Genomic DNA, 15,147 nt, shown 5'->3' on the forward strand with positions numbered 1-15,147 from the left:
TTTGTATTTATCTGTTTATGGCTTAAGCCACGCGCACAAACCAAGTAATCAAGGCAAACACACCAATGATCATGGCAAAAGCATAGTGGTAAATATATCCGGACTGCCATTTACGGATGACGGTGGAGAACCAGCCAATCAGATTTGCAGTGCCGTTGACGAAAAAACCATCAATGATTTTGACATCACCTACACGCCAGAAGAAACCACCCAGCTTACGAGCACCACCTGCAAAGAACCATTCATTGAAACTGTCAAAGCCGTACTTATTATCCAGAATGCTATAAATCAGGCTGAAACGCTGTTTAATTGCAGCTGGAATGTCAGGGCGTTTCATATAGAAGAACCAAGACAGAGCAACACCGGAAACAGCCAGCCATAACGGCAAACTGGTCAAACTATGCATCGCCATAGCCGAAGCACCGTGAAATTCGTTTTTCAACTCTTCCATTGCTGGATGCAATTCCGGATTAATGTAAATCGCACCCTTGAAAAAGTCACCGAACAGCATAGGTTCAATCGCAACATAGCCGATCATGACGGACGGTATGGCCAATAATATAAGTGGCACAGTAATCACCCACGGTGACTCATGCGGGACGCCACCATGATGCCCATGGTCATGATGACCATGCTCCTCCTCGTCATGATGATCGTGATGTGCATGCGTATCAAATCGCTCCTTACCGTGAAATACCAGGAAGTACATGCGGAAAGAATAGAATGCAGTCACGAACACGCCAGCCACAACAGCAAAGTATGCGAAGCTTGAACCTGCTACTCCATGCTCCATGGCCACATGCACCGCTTCAATAATGCTATCTTTCGAGTAAAAGCCGGAAAAGAAGGGCGTACCAATCAATGCCAGTGAACCTATCAACGATGTAATCCAGGTGATCGGCATGTACTTGCGTAACCCGCCCATGTTACGAATATCCTGATCGTGATGCATGCCCATGATCACGGATCCGGCAGCAAGGAATAACAGCGCTTTAAAGAAAGCGTGTGTCATCAGATGGAACACAGCAACAGAATAAGCCGATGCGCCTAGTGCCACAGTCATGTAGCCTAATTGTGACAAAGTTGAATACGCCACAACCCGTTTGATGTCATTCTGAATAATACCCAGAAAACCCATAAACAATGCTGTAATTGCGCCTATCACCATCACAAACGACAAAGCAGTTTGCGACAATTCAAATACCGGTGACATACGTGCCACCATGAATATTCCGGCTGTCACCATCGTTGCCGCATGAATCAAAGCTGAAATAGGCGTAGGACCTTCCATGGAGTCTGGCAACCAGACATGCAATGGGAACTGAGCTGATTTACCCATGGCACCGATAAACAGCAGTATGCAAATTACAGTAAGTAACGACCAATCCATCCCCGGGATAAGACTAACAGTCTGACTTGCCATAGCCGGTGCTTGAGCAAACACGGATGCGTAATCCAGGGTGCCGAAATAAGCCAGCACCATACCAATACCTAACAGAAAGCCAAAGTCACCTACACGGTTAACCAGGAACGCTTTCAGGTTGGCATAAGTCGCTGTTGGGCGTGTGTACCAGAAACCGATCAACAGATACGAAACCAAACCAACTGCTTCCCAGCCGAAGAACAACTGCATGAAATTATTTGCCATCACCAGCATCAGCATGGAAAAGGTAAATAGCGAGATATAACTAAAGAAACGTTGATAACCAGGATCTTCCTGCATGTAGCCTATCGTGTAGATATGCACCATCAGCGACACGAAAGTTACCACCAGCATCATCATTGCAGTCAATGAATCAATCAGGAACCCCACTTCCAGGCGGATATCACCTGTAGTTAACCACGTGTACACCGTACCATTAAACACATGGCCGGCTTGCACGTCCTGAAAAATCACCCAGGATGCCCAGCAAGAAACGGCAACACCTGCGATAGTGACAATATGTGACAAAGTTCTTCCGATAGCCCAGCCAAACAAACCGGCTATTACCGATCCGAACAACGGCGCCAATGGAACTAAGAGATAAAGTTTCTGCATTTCAGTCATGGTTGATTCCTGTCAGATGCGTTCAGCACCATTAGCCTTTCAAATGGTCCAAATCGTCGACGTGTATGGTATGCAAGTTGCGGAACAACACCACCAGAATCGCCAAACCGATCGCAGATTCTGCTGCTGCAACAGTCAAGATGAAAAATACAAATATCTGACCTGCTGTGTCACCAAGATAATGTGAAAAAGCAATGAAATTCATATTCACTGCCAGCAACATCAATTCGATTGCCATCAACAGAATAATCACATTCTTGCGGTTCAAAAATATACCCAATACGCTGATTGCGAACAATATCGCACCCAGTATTAAATAATGTGAAAGTGACAACACAGCGCTTCCCCTTTTAAGACTTGGTTGATGACGGCTGCTCTGACGCCATAGCCACAATGCGGACTCGATCTGCGCGTTTGATTCTGACTTGCTGCGCTGGATCCTGATATTTACTGTTTTTACGACGACGCATGGTTAACGCAATTGCAGCTACGATAGCCACGAGCAGCACAACTGCCGCCAGCTCGAACGGATACACATAATCTGTGTACAGCAGGCTTCCCAGCTCTTTCGTATTGCTATAACCAGCGGCATGCGGCACCGGTGACGGCACTATATCCAGGCCAAAGCTACGACTACCCAGCACCACGGTCATTTCGATGACCAGCATCGTCGCGACAAAACCTGCTAGCGGCAAATAATCCCAGAACCCCTCGCGCAAGCGATCAAGGTTGATATCCAGCATCATCACCACAAACAGGAACAACACCATCACCGCGCCTACATAAACCAGCACCAGCGCGATTGCCAGAAATTCCGCTTCCAGCATTAACCACAAACCAGCCGAGGTGAAGAACGCCAAAACCAGATATAACGCCGCATGCACCGGGTTACGTGTAGTAACCACTCGAAAAGCGGCAAATAGCAATATTGCCGCAAAGAAATAAAACACTACGGTTTCAAAATTCATATTGATTCGCCCAATGCAAAATTAACGATATTTAGCGTCAGCTGCACGCGCTGCAGCGATTTGAGCTTCGTGTTTGTCGCCGACAGCCAACAACATTTCTTTGTTGTAATTCAAATCACCACGTTTCTCACCGTGATATTCCAGAATATGTGTTTCCACAATAGAATCCACCGGGCAGGATTCTTCACAGAATCCGCAGAATATACATTTGGTTAAATCAATGTCATAGCGTGTAGTGCGACGGCTACCATCATCGCGCTGTTCAGATTCAATCGTAATCGCCATTGCCGGGCATACAGCTTCACATAACTTACAGGCGATGCAGCGCTCTTCACCGTTCGGATAGCGACGCAGCGCATGCAATCCACGAAAGCGAACAGATTGCGGTGTTTTTTCTTCCGGGAATTGCACTGTGATTTTGCGTGCAAAAAAGTGTCGTCCCGTAAGCGCCATGCCGCGCAGCAACTCGATCAGCAGCAGACTAGTGAAAAAATGTTTAATTGCATTCATTAAATTACTCCATCATTCCACATTAGTGGAACAGGTATCCGTATCGGGTTTGCATCATCGCGCCAACAAACAGCAGCCATACCAGCGTAATTGGAATAAACACTTTCCAGCCGAGGCGCATAATCTGATCATAGCGATAACGTGGAAATGTCGCACGGAACCATAAGAACAGGAACAGTACGAAACCAATCTTAAACATCAACCAGACAAAACCCGGTATCCAGTTAAACGGTGCAATATCGAACAAGGGATTCCAGCCACCCAGGAACATCAGCGATGTCAGTGCAGCTATCAGTATCATGTTGGCGTATTCAGCCAGGAAAAACACCGCAAATGCCATACCGGAATATTCCACATGGAAACCGGCAACGATCTCGGATTCACCCTCAGCCACGTCGAATGGGGCGCGGTTAGTTTCCGCCACACCGGCAATCAGATACACCATAAACATCGGAAATAATGGCAACCAGTACCAACTGAACATGCCACCTGTCTGACCCTTCACGATTTCCACCAGATTCAGACTCTGCGAAGCCATCAGCACACCAACCAGAGCAAAGCCCATTGCAATTTCATAGGAAACGATCTGCGCAGCAGAACGCAGGCTACCCAGAAATGCGTATTTTGAATTTGAAGCCCAGCCGGCAATAATTACGCCGTATACACCCATCGAGGTGATTGCCAGTATGTACAGCAAACCTGCATCGACGTTAGCCAGAACCAGTTCCGGAGTGAACGGCACCACCGCCCATGCCGCTAAAGCTGGAGCGATAGTCAGTACCGGAGCCAGCACGAACAGGAACTTGTTCGCGCCACTCGGTATGATAATTTCCTTCATCAACAGCTTGATACCATCGGCAATTGGTTGCAACAAACCTTTGAAACCAACCCGATTCGGCCCTATACGAACTTGCATGTAGCCAATAACCTTACGCTCAGCATAAGTTAAATAGGCTACAGCCAGCATCATTGGACCGACAATGGCAATTATCTTGGCCAACGCCCATACTGCAGGCCAGGCATAACCAAACAAATTTTGCAGATATTCCATGTTATGCCCGCTCCAAGCTTATTTCGCCCATCACCGCTCCCAAACCAGCTGTATGCGCGTGACTGCTAGCCAGTCGCACACAATTCTGAGGCAAGCTGTCATTCACCTGCACACGCACCACAGCACGCGCTTCGCCCTGTTTTACGGTGACCATTCCACCAGAAACAATACCTAAGTTGGCTAGCATTGCGGAATTAACCTGTGCTACAGGCGCTTCCGCATTGTGGGTTTTCTGTAATGATTCTGCTCTGCGCACGATTGCATCAGCTTGATACATCGGCACTTCACCTATGCGCATTACTGCATCTGCCACAGCTACAGAGGCGACTTTGAAAGAAGACAAACTATTATTTAAAGCTCCGGCAGGCACTTCATCATGCGGCAATAGCGCCTGACGAACAGCTTCGGCTGTGTCATAAGCAAAACCATTCAATCCCAGCATGGTGCCTAAGACACGCAACACTTTCCAGGCAGGACGAGTTTCACCAAGAGGCTTAACTGCGCCATTAAACGATTGCACACGACCTTCTGTGCTTATAAAGGTGCCGGCGGTTTCGGTAAATGGTGCGATTGGCAACAGCACATCTGCATAATCCAGTGCCGCATGCTTATAGGCACTCATCGCTACGACCATATCCGCACTTTGCAATGCGCGTATGGCTTGCGATGGGTTTTGACTATCCAGCTCTGGCTCGGCACCTAGTAATAAATAGGCTTTGCGCGGTGTAGCCAGCATTGCAGCTGAGTTTAAACCAGCTTTACCTGAAACCGGTACAGCTCCTGCAATGTATGCGCCTACGCTGTTTGCAGCCTCGCCGAGGAAACCCAACGTTGCTCCTGACAACTCGGCGATGACTTGCGCCAGTGCATGCAGATCCGCATATTGCATATGGTGCTGAGCCATATTACCCAACAATACAGCCTTACGTTCACCGCTAGACAGACTGAGCGCAATTGCGTCATTTTCTGCATTAACAGCAATATCAGCCACTAAAGGAACGACTGTTGCTGGCAGCGTTTTACCGGTGTGCGTGGCTAATGTGGCTGCAATTTGTGCCAGCGTGTTAACCATAGCCTGCGGGGCGACGATAGCTTTATTGGCAATTTTCATCAGCAAATCATCATCAACCGGATTAACCAGATTGAATTGAGCGCCATGTTTAACTGCCTGACGCAGTCGATGCGCGAGCAAAGGATGATCTTGACGCAGCGTGCTGCCAATCAGCAGTACGCGATCCAGTTTGTCTAATTCTGCCACCGGCATACCTAACCAAGGTGCGCCTGTTAATGCCGTGTCGCTAGTAAAATCGGTCTGACGCAAGCGCGCATCGACATTACCTGTTCCCAATCCGCGCATTAATTTCTGCAGCAGATATAACTCTTCTACTGTCTGATGTGGCGTAGCTAATGCACCGATACTGTCTGCTCCATGCAGCTCACGAATTTGCTTCAACCCGTTTGCTACATATTCCAGAGCAGCCTGCCAATCGACTTCGATCCACTTGCCATCCTGTTTCACCATAGGCTTGGTCAATCGTTGCTCGGAATTCAGGCCTTCATAGGAAAATCTATCCTTATCGGATAACCAGCATTCATTGACGGCTTCGTTTTCCAGCGGCAGGACACGCATTACGCGGTTGTTTTTAACTTGCACTGCAAGATTACTGCCCAAACCATCATGCGGACTGACTGACCTACGGCGGGATAACTCCCAACTGCGAGCCGTGTAACGGAATGGCTTGCTTGTCAACGCACCTACCGGGCACAAATCAATAATATTGCCGGACAATTCCGAATCAATGGTTTTATTGATGAACGGCATAATTTCCGAATGCTCACCACGACCAACCTGCCCCATTTCCATAATACCGGCGATTTCAGTACCGAATCGCACACAGCGTGTGCAATGTATGCAGCGGGTCATGTCGGTGGAAACCAGAGGACCCAAATCCTTTTCTTTTACAACACGCTTAACTTCCTGATAACGCGATGCACTTCCGCCATAACCAACAGCAAGATCCTGCAGACTGCATTCTCCGCCCTGGTCACAAATCGGGCAATCCAGCGGGTGATTAATGAGCAAAAACTCCATCACGCCCTTTTGCGCTTTTACTGCGTAATCGGATTTGGTAAATACCTTCATGCCATCCGTTATGGGTGTGGCACACGCAGGCATAGGCTTTGCGGCTTTTTCCACCTGAACCAGACACATCCGGCAGTTCGCCGCGATGGATAATTTCTTGTGATAGCAAAAATGCGGGATGTATACACCGACTTGCGCCGCTGCATCCATAATTGTGCCACCCGCAGGGATAGCTATCTTGTTGCCGTCAATTTCGATTTCTAGCATTTGCTTCACCTAAACCATGCATTTGCCATGTTCGATGTGATACTCGAATTCATGACGATAATGTTTGAGCATCGCCTGGACGGGCATAGCAGCCGCGTCGCCAAGCGCACAAATGGTACGACCGCCGATGTTGTGGGCAATGTCGTTTAATAAATCAAGGTCCTCCGGACGTCCCTGTCCGTGCTCTATACGATGAATAATGCGATACAGCCAACCCGTGCCTTCACGGCATGGCGTGCACTGACCACAGGATTCTTCAAAATAGAAATAGGACAAGCGCTCAAGCGCCTCTACCATGCAGACAGTTTCGTCCATGATGATGACCGAACCTGCTCCCAAAGCAGAGCCTGCCTTGGCAATGGAATCATAGTCCATGGTGCATTCCATCATCATTTCTGCGGGTACAACCGGCGTAGACGAACCGCCTGGAATACATGCCTTGAAAGTATGACCGTTACGGATACCACCCGCCATTTCCAGCAGATCGGCAAAAGGCGTTCCCATTGGCACTTCAAAGTTACCCGGCTTATTCACATGCCCGGAAACTGAAAAAATCTTGGTGCCGCCGTTGTTTGGCTTGCCCAGTTCCAGAAACTTCTGACCACCCTCACGGATGATATAAGGAATACTGGCAAAAGTTTCCGTGTTGTTAATCGTTGTTGGCTTGCCATACAAACCAAAACTCGCAGGAAACGGTGGTTTGAAACGCGGCTGGCCTTTTTTACCTTCAATCGATTCCAGCAATGCAGTTTCTTCACCACAAATATAGGCACCATAACCATGATGATTAAACAGATTAAAGCTGAAATCTGTACCCATGATGTTATCGCCGAGGAACCCAGCAGCTCGTGCTTCATCCAGCGCAGCTTCCATGCGCTCGTAGGTCTGCCAGATTTCACCGTGAATATAGTTGTAAGCACGCTTAACACCCATAGTGTAAGCGGCAATCGCCATACCCTCGATCAGGGAATGCGGATTAAGCAGCATAATGTCACGGTCTTTGAACGTACCTGGCTCACCCTCATCGGAATTGCATACAAGGTACTTGTCGCCCTGATAATGGCGCGGCATGAAACTCCATTTTAATCCGGTAGGAAAGCCCGCACCGCCGCGACCACGCAATGCCGACTTCTTAACTTCAGCAATAATGGTTTCAGCCGAGATTTTCTCTGTCAACACTTTACGTAACGCTGCGTAACCACCGTTCGCAACGTAGGTCTCCAGCTTCCATGACTCAGGAAGATGGGCTGTGTTAAATATTACTTCGCCGCCTTTAATAACCATATTATTTCAGCTCTTCAAGGATGGAATTAATCTTCTCAGGAGTGAGAGAGCCTTCCATGCGATGATTATTGATAAGACATAAAGGCGCGTCACCACATGCCCCCATGCACTCACCCTCTTTTAACGTGAAGCGGCCATCGGCCGTGGTTTCACCAAATTCACAACCAAGATGCTGTTTCAAATGCGCAGCCATTTCCGGCGCACCCATCAGCATGCAGGAAATATTGGTACACAACGTTACTTTGTATTTACCAACCGGCGCTGTCTCATACATGTTATAAAACGTCGCCACTTCATATACTGCAATCGTGGGCATACCCAGGTAATTAGCAATGAAATCCATGGTATCGGTCGCTAACCAGCCTTTTTCTACCTGAGCAATACGCAACGCCGACATCACCGCCGACTGACGTTGGTCAGTCGGATATTTTGCGATCTCATGATCTATCTGGGCAAGGGATTCTGGGCTCAGCATTATCGGTCTATCTCCCCAAACACAATATCCTGCGTACCGATAATTGCGACTACGTCAGCAATCATGTGGCCACGCACCATTTCATCCAGCGCCGCCAAATGCGGGTAGCCGGGTGCACGAATTTTTAAACGATATGGCTTATTTGCACCATCCGAAACCATGTATATACCAAACTCGCCTTTCGGATGCTCAACTGCAGCATAAGCTTCACCCTCGGGCACATGCATCCCTTCAGTAAACAGCTTGAAGTGATGAATCAGATCTTCCATGTTCTGTTTCATGCCTACCCGTGAAGGCGAAGCAACTTTATGGTTTTCGGTAATAACCGGGCCAGGATTCTGATTCAGCCAGGATATGCACTGCTTAATGATGCGGTTGGACTGGCGCATTTCTTCCATACGTACCAGATAACGATCATAACAATCTCCGTTCACACCGACCGGAATATCAAAGTCCAGTCGATCATAAACTTCATACGGCTGTTTTTTGCGCAAATCCCATTCAATACCAGAACCACGCAACATAGGCCCGGAGAAGCCCAGCGCCAACGCGCGCTCCGGAGTCACAATACCAATACCGACGGTGCGCTGCTTCCAGATACGATTATCTGTTAGTAATGTTTCATATTCATCGACATAAACATCAAAGCGACGCGTAAAGTCCTCAAGGAAATCCAGCATGGAACCCTGACGATTCGCATTCATTTCACGTATTGCTGATTCGTTATGAATCTTGGAAGCTTTATATTGCGGCATCGTATCGGGCAGATCACGATATACGCCACCGGGACGGTAGTACGCAGCATGCATACGCGCGCCGGACACAGCTTCATAACAGTCCATCAAATCTTCCCGCTCGCGGAAAGCGTACAGGAACACGGTCATGGCACCGATATCAATTGCGTGCGCACCCAGCCACAACAAATGGTTCAAGATCCGCGTCACTTCATCAAACATGACACGGATATACTGGGCACGCTCAGGTACGGCAATACCCATCAATTTCTCGATAGCCATGACATACGCGTGCTCATTGCTCATCATCGACACATAATCGAGTCGATCCATATAGGGCAATGATTGCAGGAATGTTTTGCTTTCAGCCAGTTTTTCTGTACCGCGATGCAACAGACCGATATGCGGATCGGCGCGTTCAATCACCTCACCATCCAGCTCCAGCACCAGGCGCAACACACCGTGCGCTGCAGGATGCTGAGGACCGAAGTTCATCGTGTAATTACGAATTTCAGCCATTATGCACACTCTCCATAATTTGCTTCGCGAACTATGCGCGGTGTTATTTCTCGCGGATCAATACTTACCGGTTGGTAAATTACGCGCTGCTGCTCAGGGTCATAGCGCATTTCCACGTTACCTGAAACCGGAAAATCCTTGCGGAACGGGTGACCAACGAAACCATAATCGGTCAATATACGGCGCAGGTCAGGATGACCATCAAACACGATACCGAACAGATCAAAAGCTTCACGCTCAAACCAGTTTGCTGATGGCCACACATCGACCATACTGTTCAGAACCGGGAAATCATCTTCAGTCGCAAACACGCGCACGCGCACGCGGCGATTTTTAGCCAGGGACAGCAAATGATAAACCACAGCAAAACGTGCGCCCTGCCAAGCACCCTCCTGATAATCGGAGTAGTCCATACCGCATAAATCGATCAACTGCTCAAAACGCAAACCAGTATGATCACGCAACGTTAACATCACATCACGTAAATCGGCGGCACGCACTTCTATGGTCAACTCATCCAAAGCTTCGACCTGGCGTACAAGTTTAGTACCCAGCGTCGTCAGCAAGGATACGGACAGGCTTTCTAATGACGGATTCATAGCAACTCGCTCTTAATCATTAACGCGCAATGGTGTTTGTGCGCTTGATTTTGTTTTGCAGCTGAATAATGCCGTATAGCAGTGCTTCAGCTGTAGGGGGGCAGCCCGGTACATAAATGTCCACGGGCACAATGCGGTCACAGCCGCGCACGACGGAATAGGAGTAGTGGTAATAGCCACCTCCGTTAGCGCATGACCCCATAGAGATTACCCAGCGTGGCTCAGCCATCTGGTCATATACCTTACGCAGCGCCGGCGCCATCTTGTTGCATAACGTACCCGCAACGATCATCACGTCAGACTGACGCGGGCTAGGACGGAAGACCACCCCAAAACGATCCAGATCGTAACGTGAAGCACCTGCCTGCATCATTTCAACTGCGCAGCATGCAAGACCGAAGGTCATAGGCCATAGCGACCCGGTACGCGTCCAATTAATGAGTTTGTCTGCTGTAGTGGTGACAAAACCTTGCTCTAAAACGCCTTCTATTCCCATTCCAGCGCTCCTTTCATCCACTCATAAACGAAGCCAACTACCAAAATAGCCAAGAACATAACCATAGCCAGATAGCCAAACATACCTATCTTTTCGAGCACGATCGCCCAAGGAAACAGGAATGCGATTTCCAGGTCGAACAGAATAAAAAGAATAGCCACCAAATAATAACGCACGTCAAACCGCATACGCGCATCTTCGAAAGCCTCGAAGCCGCACTCGTACGGCGAGAGCTTTTCACTATCCGGATGATTTGGCGCAAGCAACCAGCCCAATAACATTGGACCCACACCAACCGCCAAACCCACTAAAACAAACAACAATACAGGAAAATAATTTTCAAGCATGGATACGCTCCCAAGCCATTTACAGGCACATAGCCTCTCAGTTTAATTGCCCTAAAAGCACCGCGTCAAGCTTAAATAAAGATTGTTAGAATTAAGCAAAATAATAATAACAATCAATTGATTACGATAAGCAGCAGCGTCGTGCCAAATCGAAAATCTTATGGTGCCGACGGCGAGACTCGAACTCGCACAGCTTTACGCCACTACCCCCTCAAGATAGCGTGTCTACCAATTTCACCACGTCGGCCGATTGACAGGACGGATCGATAATCCGCCCCACGGTAACACATTCCGATTACTTAGGAATTTCCCCGGCTTTTGACCCGGCGTTACCTGGAACTGCTTGACCTGCGGGTGCTGCCGGCACGGTTGAACCAACGGGCGCCACAGGTTTAACTACTTGCAATTTTTGTTGCGTTTGCATCACGCCAGCTGACCTGGTCTGGTGGCCTGAAAAATAGGTCAACACCAGACTGGTCATGAAAAAAGATGCCGCCAGCACTGCCGTGGTACGGCTCAGAAAATTTGCCGATCCAGTCGAACCAAACAAACTGCCTGATGCTCCGCTGCCGAATGACGCACCCATATCCGCACCTTTGCCTTGTTGCAAAAGCACCAATACGATCACGGAAACCGCGGCCAGCAAGTGCAAAATCCAAATTATCGTTTCCAAATCTTAATCCTTTAAAGCAAATCGCTTAAGATTGCGCGGCTTTGCAAATAGCAATAAATTCATCAGCCACTAACGATGCCCCACCAATTAACCCGCCATCAATATCCGGCTGAGAGAATAATTCTGCCGCATTGGCCGCTTTTACGCTACCGCCATATTGAATCACCAGACGGTTGGCAATATCCGCATCCTGCGCCGCCAACTTTTGACGAATGAATGCGTGCACTGCTTGCGCCTGCTCCGGGCTGGCAGTTTTACCCGTCCCTATAGCCCATACCGGCTCGTAAGCCAATACAGAGCGCGCAATACCAGCCATTCCTGCAATCTTCAATACCGCATCCAATTGCCGTGCAATGACAGCCTCTGCCGCGTCCGCTTCACGCTCGGACAATGTCTCGCCCACACACAAGATTGGTATCAATCCGGCCGCAATAGCCGCCATGAATTTAGCAGCCACAACCTCGTCCGTCTCGCCAAAAAGAGCGCGGCGCTCGGAATGCCCGACTATTACATAGCGGCAACCAAAATCCTGCAACATTGAAGCCGAAACCTCACCCGTATACGCACCCTTTGCATGCTCGCTCAAATTTTGAGCACCCCACGCAACTACTGAACCCGCTAATACAGATTGAGCTTGAGCAAGATAGGGAAATGGCACACATATAGCACTGGCCATATTCTGCATACCTGCCAACGAATCACGCAAATTGCCTAGCAATACTTGATTCTCAATCAAGTTACCATGCATTTTCCAGTTTCCGGCGACTAACTTTTGTCGCATTGCTCAACCCCACCTTCTAAAACCCTAGATAGTACACATAACACCCTACCTTGGTCAATCCTTAGCGACACTCAACCCCATTTGCATTACACTTAACCAATCCGTAACAATTATGTAACATTCAACAAGTATGATGCGAAAGAACAATCAGCACACACCAAGTTCCATGCTTTTTGTCATGTTTCAATATTTTACATATGGAGATCCAACGCACATGCAAACGACTACCCGCAATCTCGCAACCATACTTTTACTTGGCGCTGGCTATGCTTTCGCTGCAAGCAGCCAAGCTGCTGAAATCACTGGCGCAGGCGCTACTTTCCCTTACCCAATTTACTCAAAATGGGCTGAGGCGTACAAAGCAAAATCCGGCGTAAGCTTAAACTACCAGTCCATTGGTTCTGGCGGCGGTATCAAGCAAATCAAAGCAAAGACAGTTGATTTCGGCGCTTCCGATATGCCTTTAAAAGCTGACGTACTGGCAAAAGATGGTTTGATGCAGTTCCCAACCGTAATTGGTGGCGTAGTACCTGTTATGAACGTTGAAGGCATTGCTCCTGGCCAAATCCACATGACCGGTAAAGTATTGGCCGACATTTTCATGGGCAAAATCCTGACCTGGAATGACCCAGCAATCGCAGCATTAAACAAAACCGCTAAATTACCAGCCACACCTATTACAGTTGTGCACCGTTCTGATGGTTCCGGCACAACTTTCATCTTCACCAACTACCTGGCTAAAGTCAGCCCTGAGTGGAAAGAAAAAGTTGGCAATGACACATCAGTTGCCTGGCCAGCTGGTGTAGGCGGCAAGGGTAACGAAGGCGTAGCTTCATTCGTACAGCGTATCAAAGGCTCTATCGGTTATGTTGAGTATGCTTATGCCAAGCAGAACAAAATGACCTACACCTTGATGCAAAACAAACAAGGTAACTTTGTTGCTCCAGACGATACAACTTTCCAAGCTGCTGCTGCTGGCGCTGATTGGGAACACGCTCCTGGCTTCTATGAAATCCTGACTGACGAGCCGGGTAAAATGAGCTGGCCTATCACTGGCGCAACCTTCATTCTGATGCATAAAGCACAGGACAAGCCAGCCAATGCAAAAGAAGTGTTAAAATTCTTTGACTGGTCTTATGCAAACGGCGATAAAATGGCGTCTGAATTAGATTATGTTCCACTACCAGAAAGCCTGATCAAACTGATTGCCAAATCTTGGAAAAACGAGATTAAAGACACAAGCGGCAAAGCAGTTTGGTAAATTTGCATAAGCTGACTGTGTTTCTGTAACCAAACCAGATTAAGGGGGAGCGCAATCTCCCCCTTTGTCTTGCAATGCATATTATGCTATGAATAACTCAATATCTGATCGACGTACCAAACGTTTCCTTATCGAAGACGCGCTATTCCGCAATGCAACCCGCTTGTTTGCATTTATAGTATTAGCATTACTTGTGGGTATCATTGTCTCACTGGTTGTTGGCAGCATGCCATCCATTAAAGCCTTTGGTTTCGGATTCCTGACAAGCGACGAATGGAACCCGGTTACTGAAAAATTCGGCGCGTTAGTTCCCATTACCGGCACTATTGCCACCTCGGTTATTGCACTGCTGATAGGCGTACCTATCAGTTTTGGTATCGCACTATTTCTCACAGAGCTCTCACCCAACTGGCTTAAACGCCCATTAGGTATCGCCATCGAATTGCTGGCGGGTATCCCCAGTATTATTTACGGCATGTGGGGTTTGTTTGTATTTGCGCCATTATTCGCAGACCATGTACAACCCTGGCTGATTGACACCCTTGGCCCGTTACCTGTGATAGGTTTCCTGTTTCAGGGAGTACCGATGGGTATAGGCATGCTCACCGCCGGATTGATACTGGCTATCATGGTCATCCCATTCATCGCTTCGGTAATGCGCGATGTGTTTGAAATCGTCCCCCCGCTATTAAAAGAATCCGCTTACGGCTTAGGCGCAACCACATGGGAAGTGGTGCGTTATGTTGTACTGCCTTATACCAAGATAGGCGTTGTTGGCAGCATCATGCTTGGACTGGGCCGCGCGCTGGGTGAAACCATGGCGGTGACCTTTGTGATTGGCAATGCACACCAACTCAGCAACTCTTTGATGATGCCGGGCAATAGTATTTCCTCCGCACTTGCCAATGAATTTACCGAAGCTGACGGTGTGCTCTACACTTCGTCACTGATTGAACTGGGCTTAATTCTGTTCTTCATTACCTTCGTAGTTTTAACCATATCCAAGCTGATGCTGCTCCAACTGAGCAAACAGGAAGGCAAAAAGGGCTAGG

16 protein-coding genes and 1 tRNA gene are annotated in these 15,147 nt (G+C 48.3%); 2 read left to right on the forward strand and 15 right to left on the reverse strand.

The window, feature by feature from the left end; genetic code table 11:
- Window positions 1-22: 22 nt before the first annotated feature.
- The 15 genes from nuoL to tpiA all read right to left on the reverse strand — a co-directional run bounded on the left by nuoL (window position 23) and on the right by tpiA (window position 12,834).
- Window positions 23-2,047, reverse strand: coding sequence for an NADH-quinone oxidoreductase subunit L (gene nuoL / locus EJE49_RS05075; RefSeq protein WP_124949335.1), 2,025 nt, complete (start codon window positions 2,045-2,047; stop codon window positions 23-25).
- Window positions 2,048-2,078: 31 nt separating this feature from the next.
- The gene (nuoK, locus tag EJE49_RS05080; protein WP_124949336.1) at window positions 2,079-2,384 is read right to left on the reverse strand and encodes an NADH-quinone oxidoreductase subunit NuoK; all 306 of its coding nucleotides are present in this window, start codon (window positions 2,382-2,384) and stop codon (window positions 2,079-2,081) included.
- A 13-nt stretch (window positions 2,385-2,397) separates the two neighbouring features.
- On the reverse strand, window positions 2,398-3,015 hold the full coding sequence (locus EJE49_RS05085; protein WP_124949337.1) for an NADH-quinone oxidoreductase subunit J: 618 nt from the start codon (window positions 3,013-3,015) through the stop codon (window positions 2,398-2,400).
- A 21-nt stretch (window positions 3,016-3,036) separates the two neighbouring features.
- Entirely contained in the window at window positions 3,037-3,525 is a 489-nt protein-coding gene (gene nuoI / locus EJE49_RS05090) for an NADH-quinone oxidoreductase subunit NuoI (RefSeq protein ID WP_124949338.1), read from the reverse strand.
- 22 nt (window positions 3,526-3,547) lie between these two features.
- Entirely contained in the window at window positions 3,548-4,576 is a 1,029-nt protein-coding gene (gene nuoH / locus EJE49_RS05095) for an NADH-quinone oxidoreductase subunit NuoH (RefSeq protein ID WP_124949339.1), read from the reverse strand.
- 1 nt (window position 4,577) lies between these two features.
- The gene (nuoG, locus tag EJE49_RS05100) at window positions 4,578-6,926 is read right to left on the reverse strand and encodes an NADH-quinone oxidoreductase subunit NuoG (RefSeq protein WP_124949340.1); all 2,349 of its coding nucleotides are present in this window, start codon (window positions 6,924-6,926) and stop codon (window positions 4,578-4,580) included.
- Window positions 6,927-6,935: 9 nt separating this feature from the next.
- Complete coding sequence (gene nuoF / locus EJE49_RS05105) at window positions 6,936-8,210, reverse strand: NADH-quinone oxidoreductase subunit NuoF (protein ID WP_124949341.1); 1,275 nt, start codon at window positions 8,208-8,210, stop codon at window positions 6,936-6,938.
- A 1-nt stretch (window position 8,211) separates the two neighbouring features.
- Window positions 8,212-8,685 (reverse strand): NADH-quinone oxidoreductase subunit NuoE, encoded by a 474-nt coding sequence (gene nuoE, locus EJE49_RS05110; RefSeq protein ID WP_124949342.1) that lies wholly within the window; start codon window positions 8,683-8,685, stop codon window positions 8,212-8,214.
- Window positions 8,685-9,938 carry an NADH-quinone oxidoreductase subunit D gene (locus tag EJE49_RS05115; RefSeq protein ID WP_124949343.1) on the reverse strand — a complete coding sequence of 418 codons (1,254 nt, stop codon included), beginning with the start codon at window positions 9,936-9,938 and terminating at the stop codon, window positions 8,685-8,687. The genes nuoE and EJE49_RS05115 overlap by 1 nt, the downstream gene beginning before the upstream one ends.
- Window positions 9,938-10,537: an NADH-quinone oxidoreductase subunit C gene (locus tag EJE49_RS05120; RefSeq protein ID WP_124949344.1), complete on the reverse strand. Its 600-nt coding sequence runs from the start codon at window positions 10,535-10,537 to the stop codon at window positions 9,938-9,940. Before EJE49_RS05120 ends, EJE49_RS05115 begins: the two co-directional genes overlap by 1 nt.
- A gap of 19 nt (window positions 10,538-10,556) precedes the next feature.
- Window positions 10,557-11,033: a NuoB/complex I 20 kDa subunit family protein gene (locus EJE49_RS05125; RefSeq protein ID WP_087446148.1), complete on the reverse strand. Its 477-nt coding sequence runs from the start codon at window positions 11,031-11,033 to the stop codon at window positions 10,557-10,559.
- Window positions 11,024-11,380, reverse strand: coding sequence for an NADH-quinone oxidoreductase subunit A (locus EJE49_RS05130; protein ID WP_124949345.1), 357 nt, complete (start codon window positions 11,378-11,380; stop codon window positions 11,024-11,026). Before EJE49_RS05130 ends, EJE49_RS05125 begins: the two co-directional genes overlap by 10 nt.
- 161 nt (window positions 11,381-11,541) lie before the next feature.
- Window positions 11,542-11,627 (reverse strand) — tRNA-Leu (locus EJE49_RS05135).
- Window positions 11,628-11,675: 48 nt separating this feature from the next.
- A complete protein-coding gene (secG, locus tag EJE49_RS05140) occupies window positions 11,676-12,053 on the reverse strand; it encodes a preprotein translocase subunit SecG (RefSeq protein WP_124949346.1) in 378 nt (125 codons plus the stop codon).
- Window positions 12,054-12,078: 25 nt separating this feature from the next.
- Window positions 12,079-12,834 (reverse strand): triose-phosphate isomerase, encoded by a 756-nt coding sequence (gene tpiA / locus EJE49_RS05145; RefSeq protein WP_124949347.1) that lies wholly within the window; start codon window positions 12,832-12,834, stop codon window positions 12,079-12,081.
- A 214-nt stretch (window positions 12,835-13,048) separates the two neighbouring features.
- Between tpiA and pstS the strand changes: the two genes are divergently transcribed.
- Window positions 13,049-14,095 carry a phosphate ABC transporter substrate-binding protein PstS gene (pstS, locus tag EJE49_RS05150; protein WP_124949348.1) on the forward strand — a complete coding sequence of 349 codons (1,047 nt, stop codon included), beginning with the start codon at window positions 13,049-13,051 and terminating at the stop codon, window positions 14,093-14,095.
- A gap of 88 nt (window positions 14,096-14,183) precedes the next feature.
- Window positions 14,184-15,146, forward strand: a complete 963-nt coding sequence (gene pstC, locus EJE49_RS05155; protein ID WP_124949349.1) for a phosphate ABC transporter permease subunit PstC — start codon at window positions 14,184-14,186, stop codon at window positions 15,144-15,146.
- The last annotated feature ends 1 nt before the right edge of the window (window position 15,147 follow it).

Origin of the sequence: Sulfuriferula thiophila (assembly GCF_003864975.1) — a bacterium.
GTDB classification, from domain to species: domain Bacteria; phylum Pseudomonadota; class Gammaproteobacteria; order Burkholderiales; family Sulfuriferulaceae; genus Sulfuriferula; species Sulfuriferula thiophila.

Bases quoted from the DNA above. Each gene is read 5' to 3' on its own strand.
- nuoF (WP_124949341.1), bottom strand. From the start codon at position 8,210: ATGGTTATTAAAGGCGGCGAAGTAATATTTAACACAGCCCATCTTCCT.
- EJE49_RS05120 (WP_124949344.1), bottom strand. From the start codon at position 10,537: ATGAATCCGTCATTAGAAAGCCTGTCCGTATCCTTGCTGACGACGCTG.
- nuoI (WP_124949338.1), bottom strand. From the start codon at position 3,525: ATGAATGCAATTAAACATTTTTTCACTAGTCTGCTGCTGATCGAGTTG.
- EJE49_RS05130 (WP_124949345.1), bottom strand. From the start codon at position 11,380: ATGCTTGAAAATTATTTTCCTGTATTGTTGTTTGTTTTAGTGGGTTTG.
- pstC (WP_124949349.1), top strand. From the start codon at position 14,184: ATGAATAACTCAATATCTGATCGACGTACCAAACGTTTCCTTATCGAA.
- EJE49_RS05125 (WP_087446148.1), bottom strand. From the start codon at position 11,033: ATGGGAATAGAAGGCGTTTTAGAGCAAGGTTTTGTCACCACTACAGCA.
- nuoE (WP_124949342.1), bottom strand. From the start codon at position 8,685: ATGCTGAGCCCAGAATCCCTTGCCCAGATAGATCATGAGATCGCAAAA.
- tpiA (WP_124949347.1), bottom strand. From the start codon at position 12,834: ATGCGACAAAAGTTAGTCGCCGGAAACTGGAAAATGCATGGTAACTTG.
- nuoG (WP_124949340.1), bottom strand. From the start codon at position 6,926: ATGCTAGAAATCGAAATTGACGGCAACAAGATAGCTATCCCTGCGGGT.
- nuoH (WP_124949339.1), bottom strand. From the start codon at position 4,576: ATGGAATATCTGCAAAATTTGTTTGGTTATGCCTGGCCTGCAGTATGG.
- nuoL (WP_124949335.1), bottom strand. From the start codon at position 2,047: ATGACTGAAATGCAGAAACTTTATCTCTTAGTTCCATTGGCGCCGTTG.
- EJE49_RS05085 (WP_124949337.1), bottom strand. From the start codon at position 3,015: ATGAATTTTGAAACCGTAGTGTTTTATTTCTTTGCGGCAATATTGCTA.
- EJE49_RS05115 (WP_124949343.1), bottom strand. From the start codon at position 9,938: ATGGCTGAAATTCGTAATTACACGATGAACTTCGGTCCTCAGCATCCT.
- pstS (WP_124949348.1), top strand. From the start codon at position 13,049: ATGCAAACGACTACCCGCAATCTCGCAACCATACTTTTACTTGGCGCT.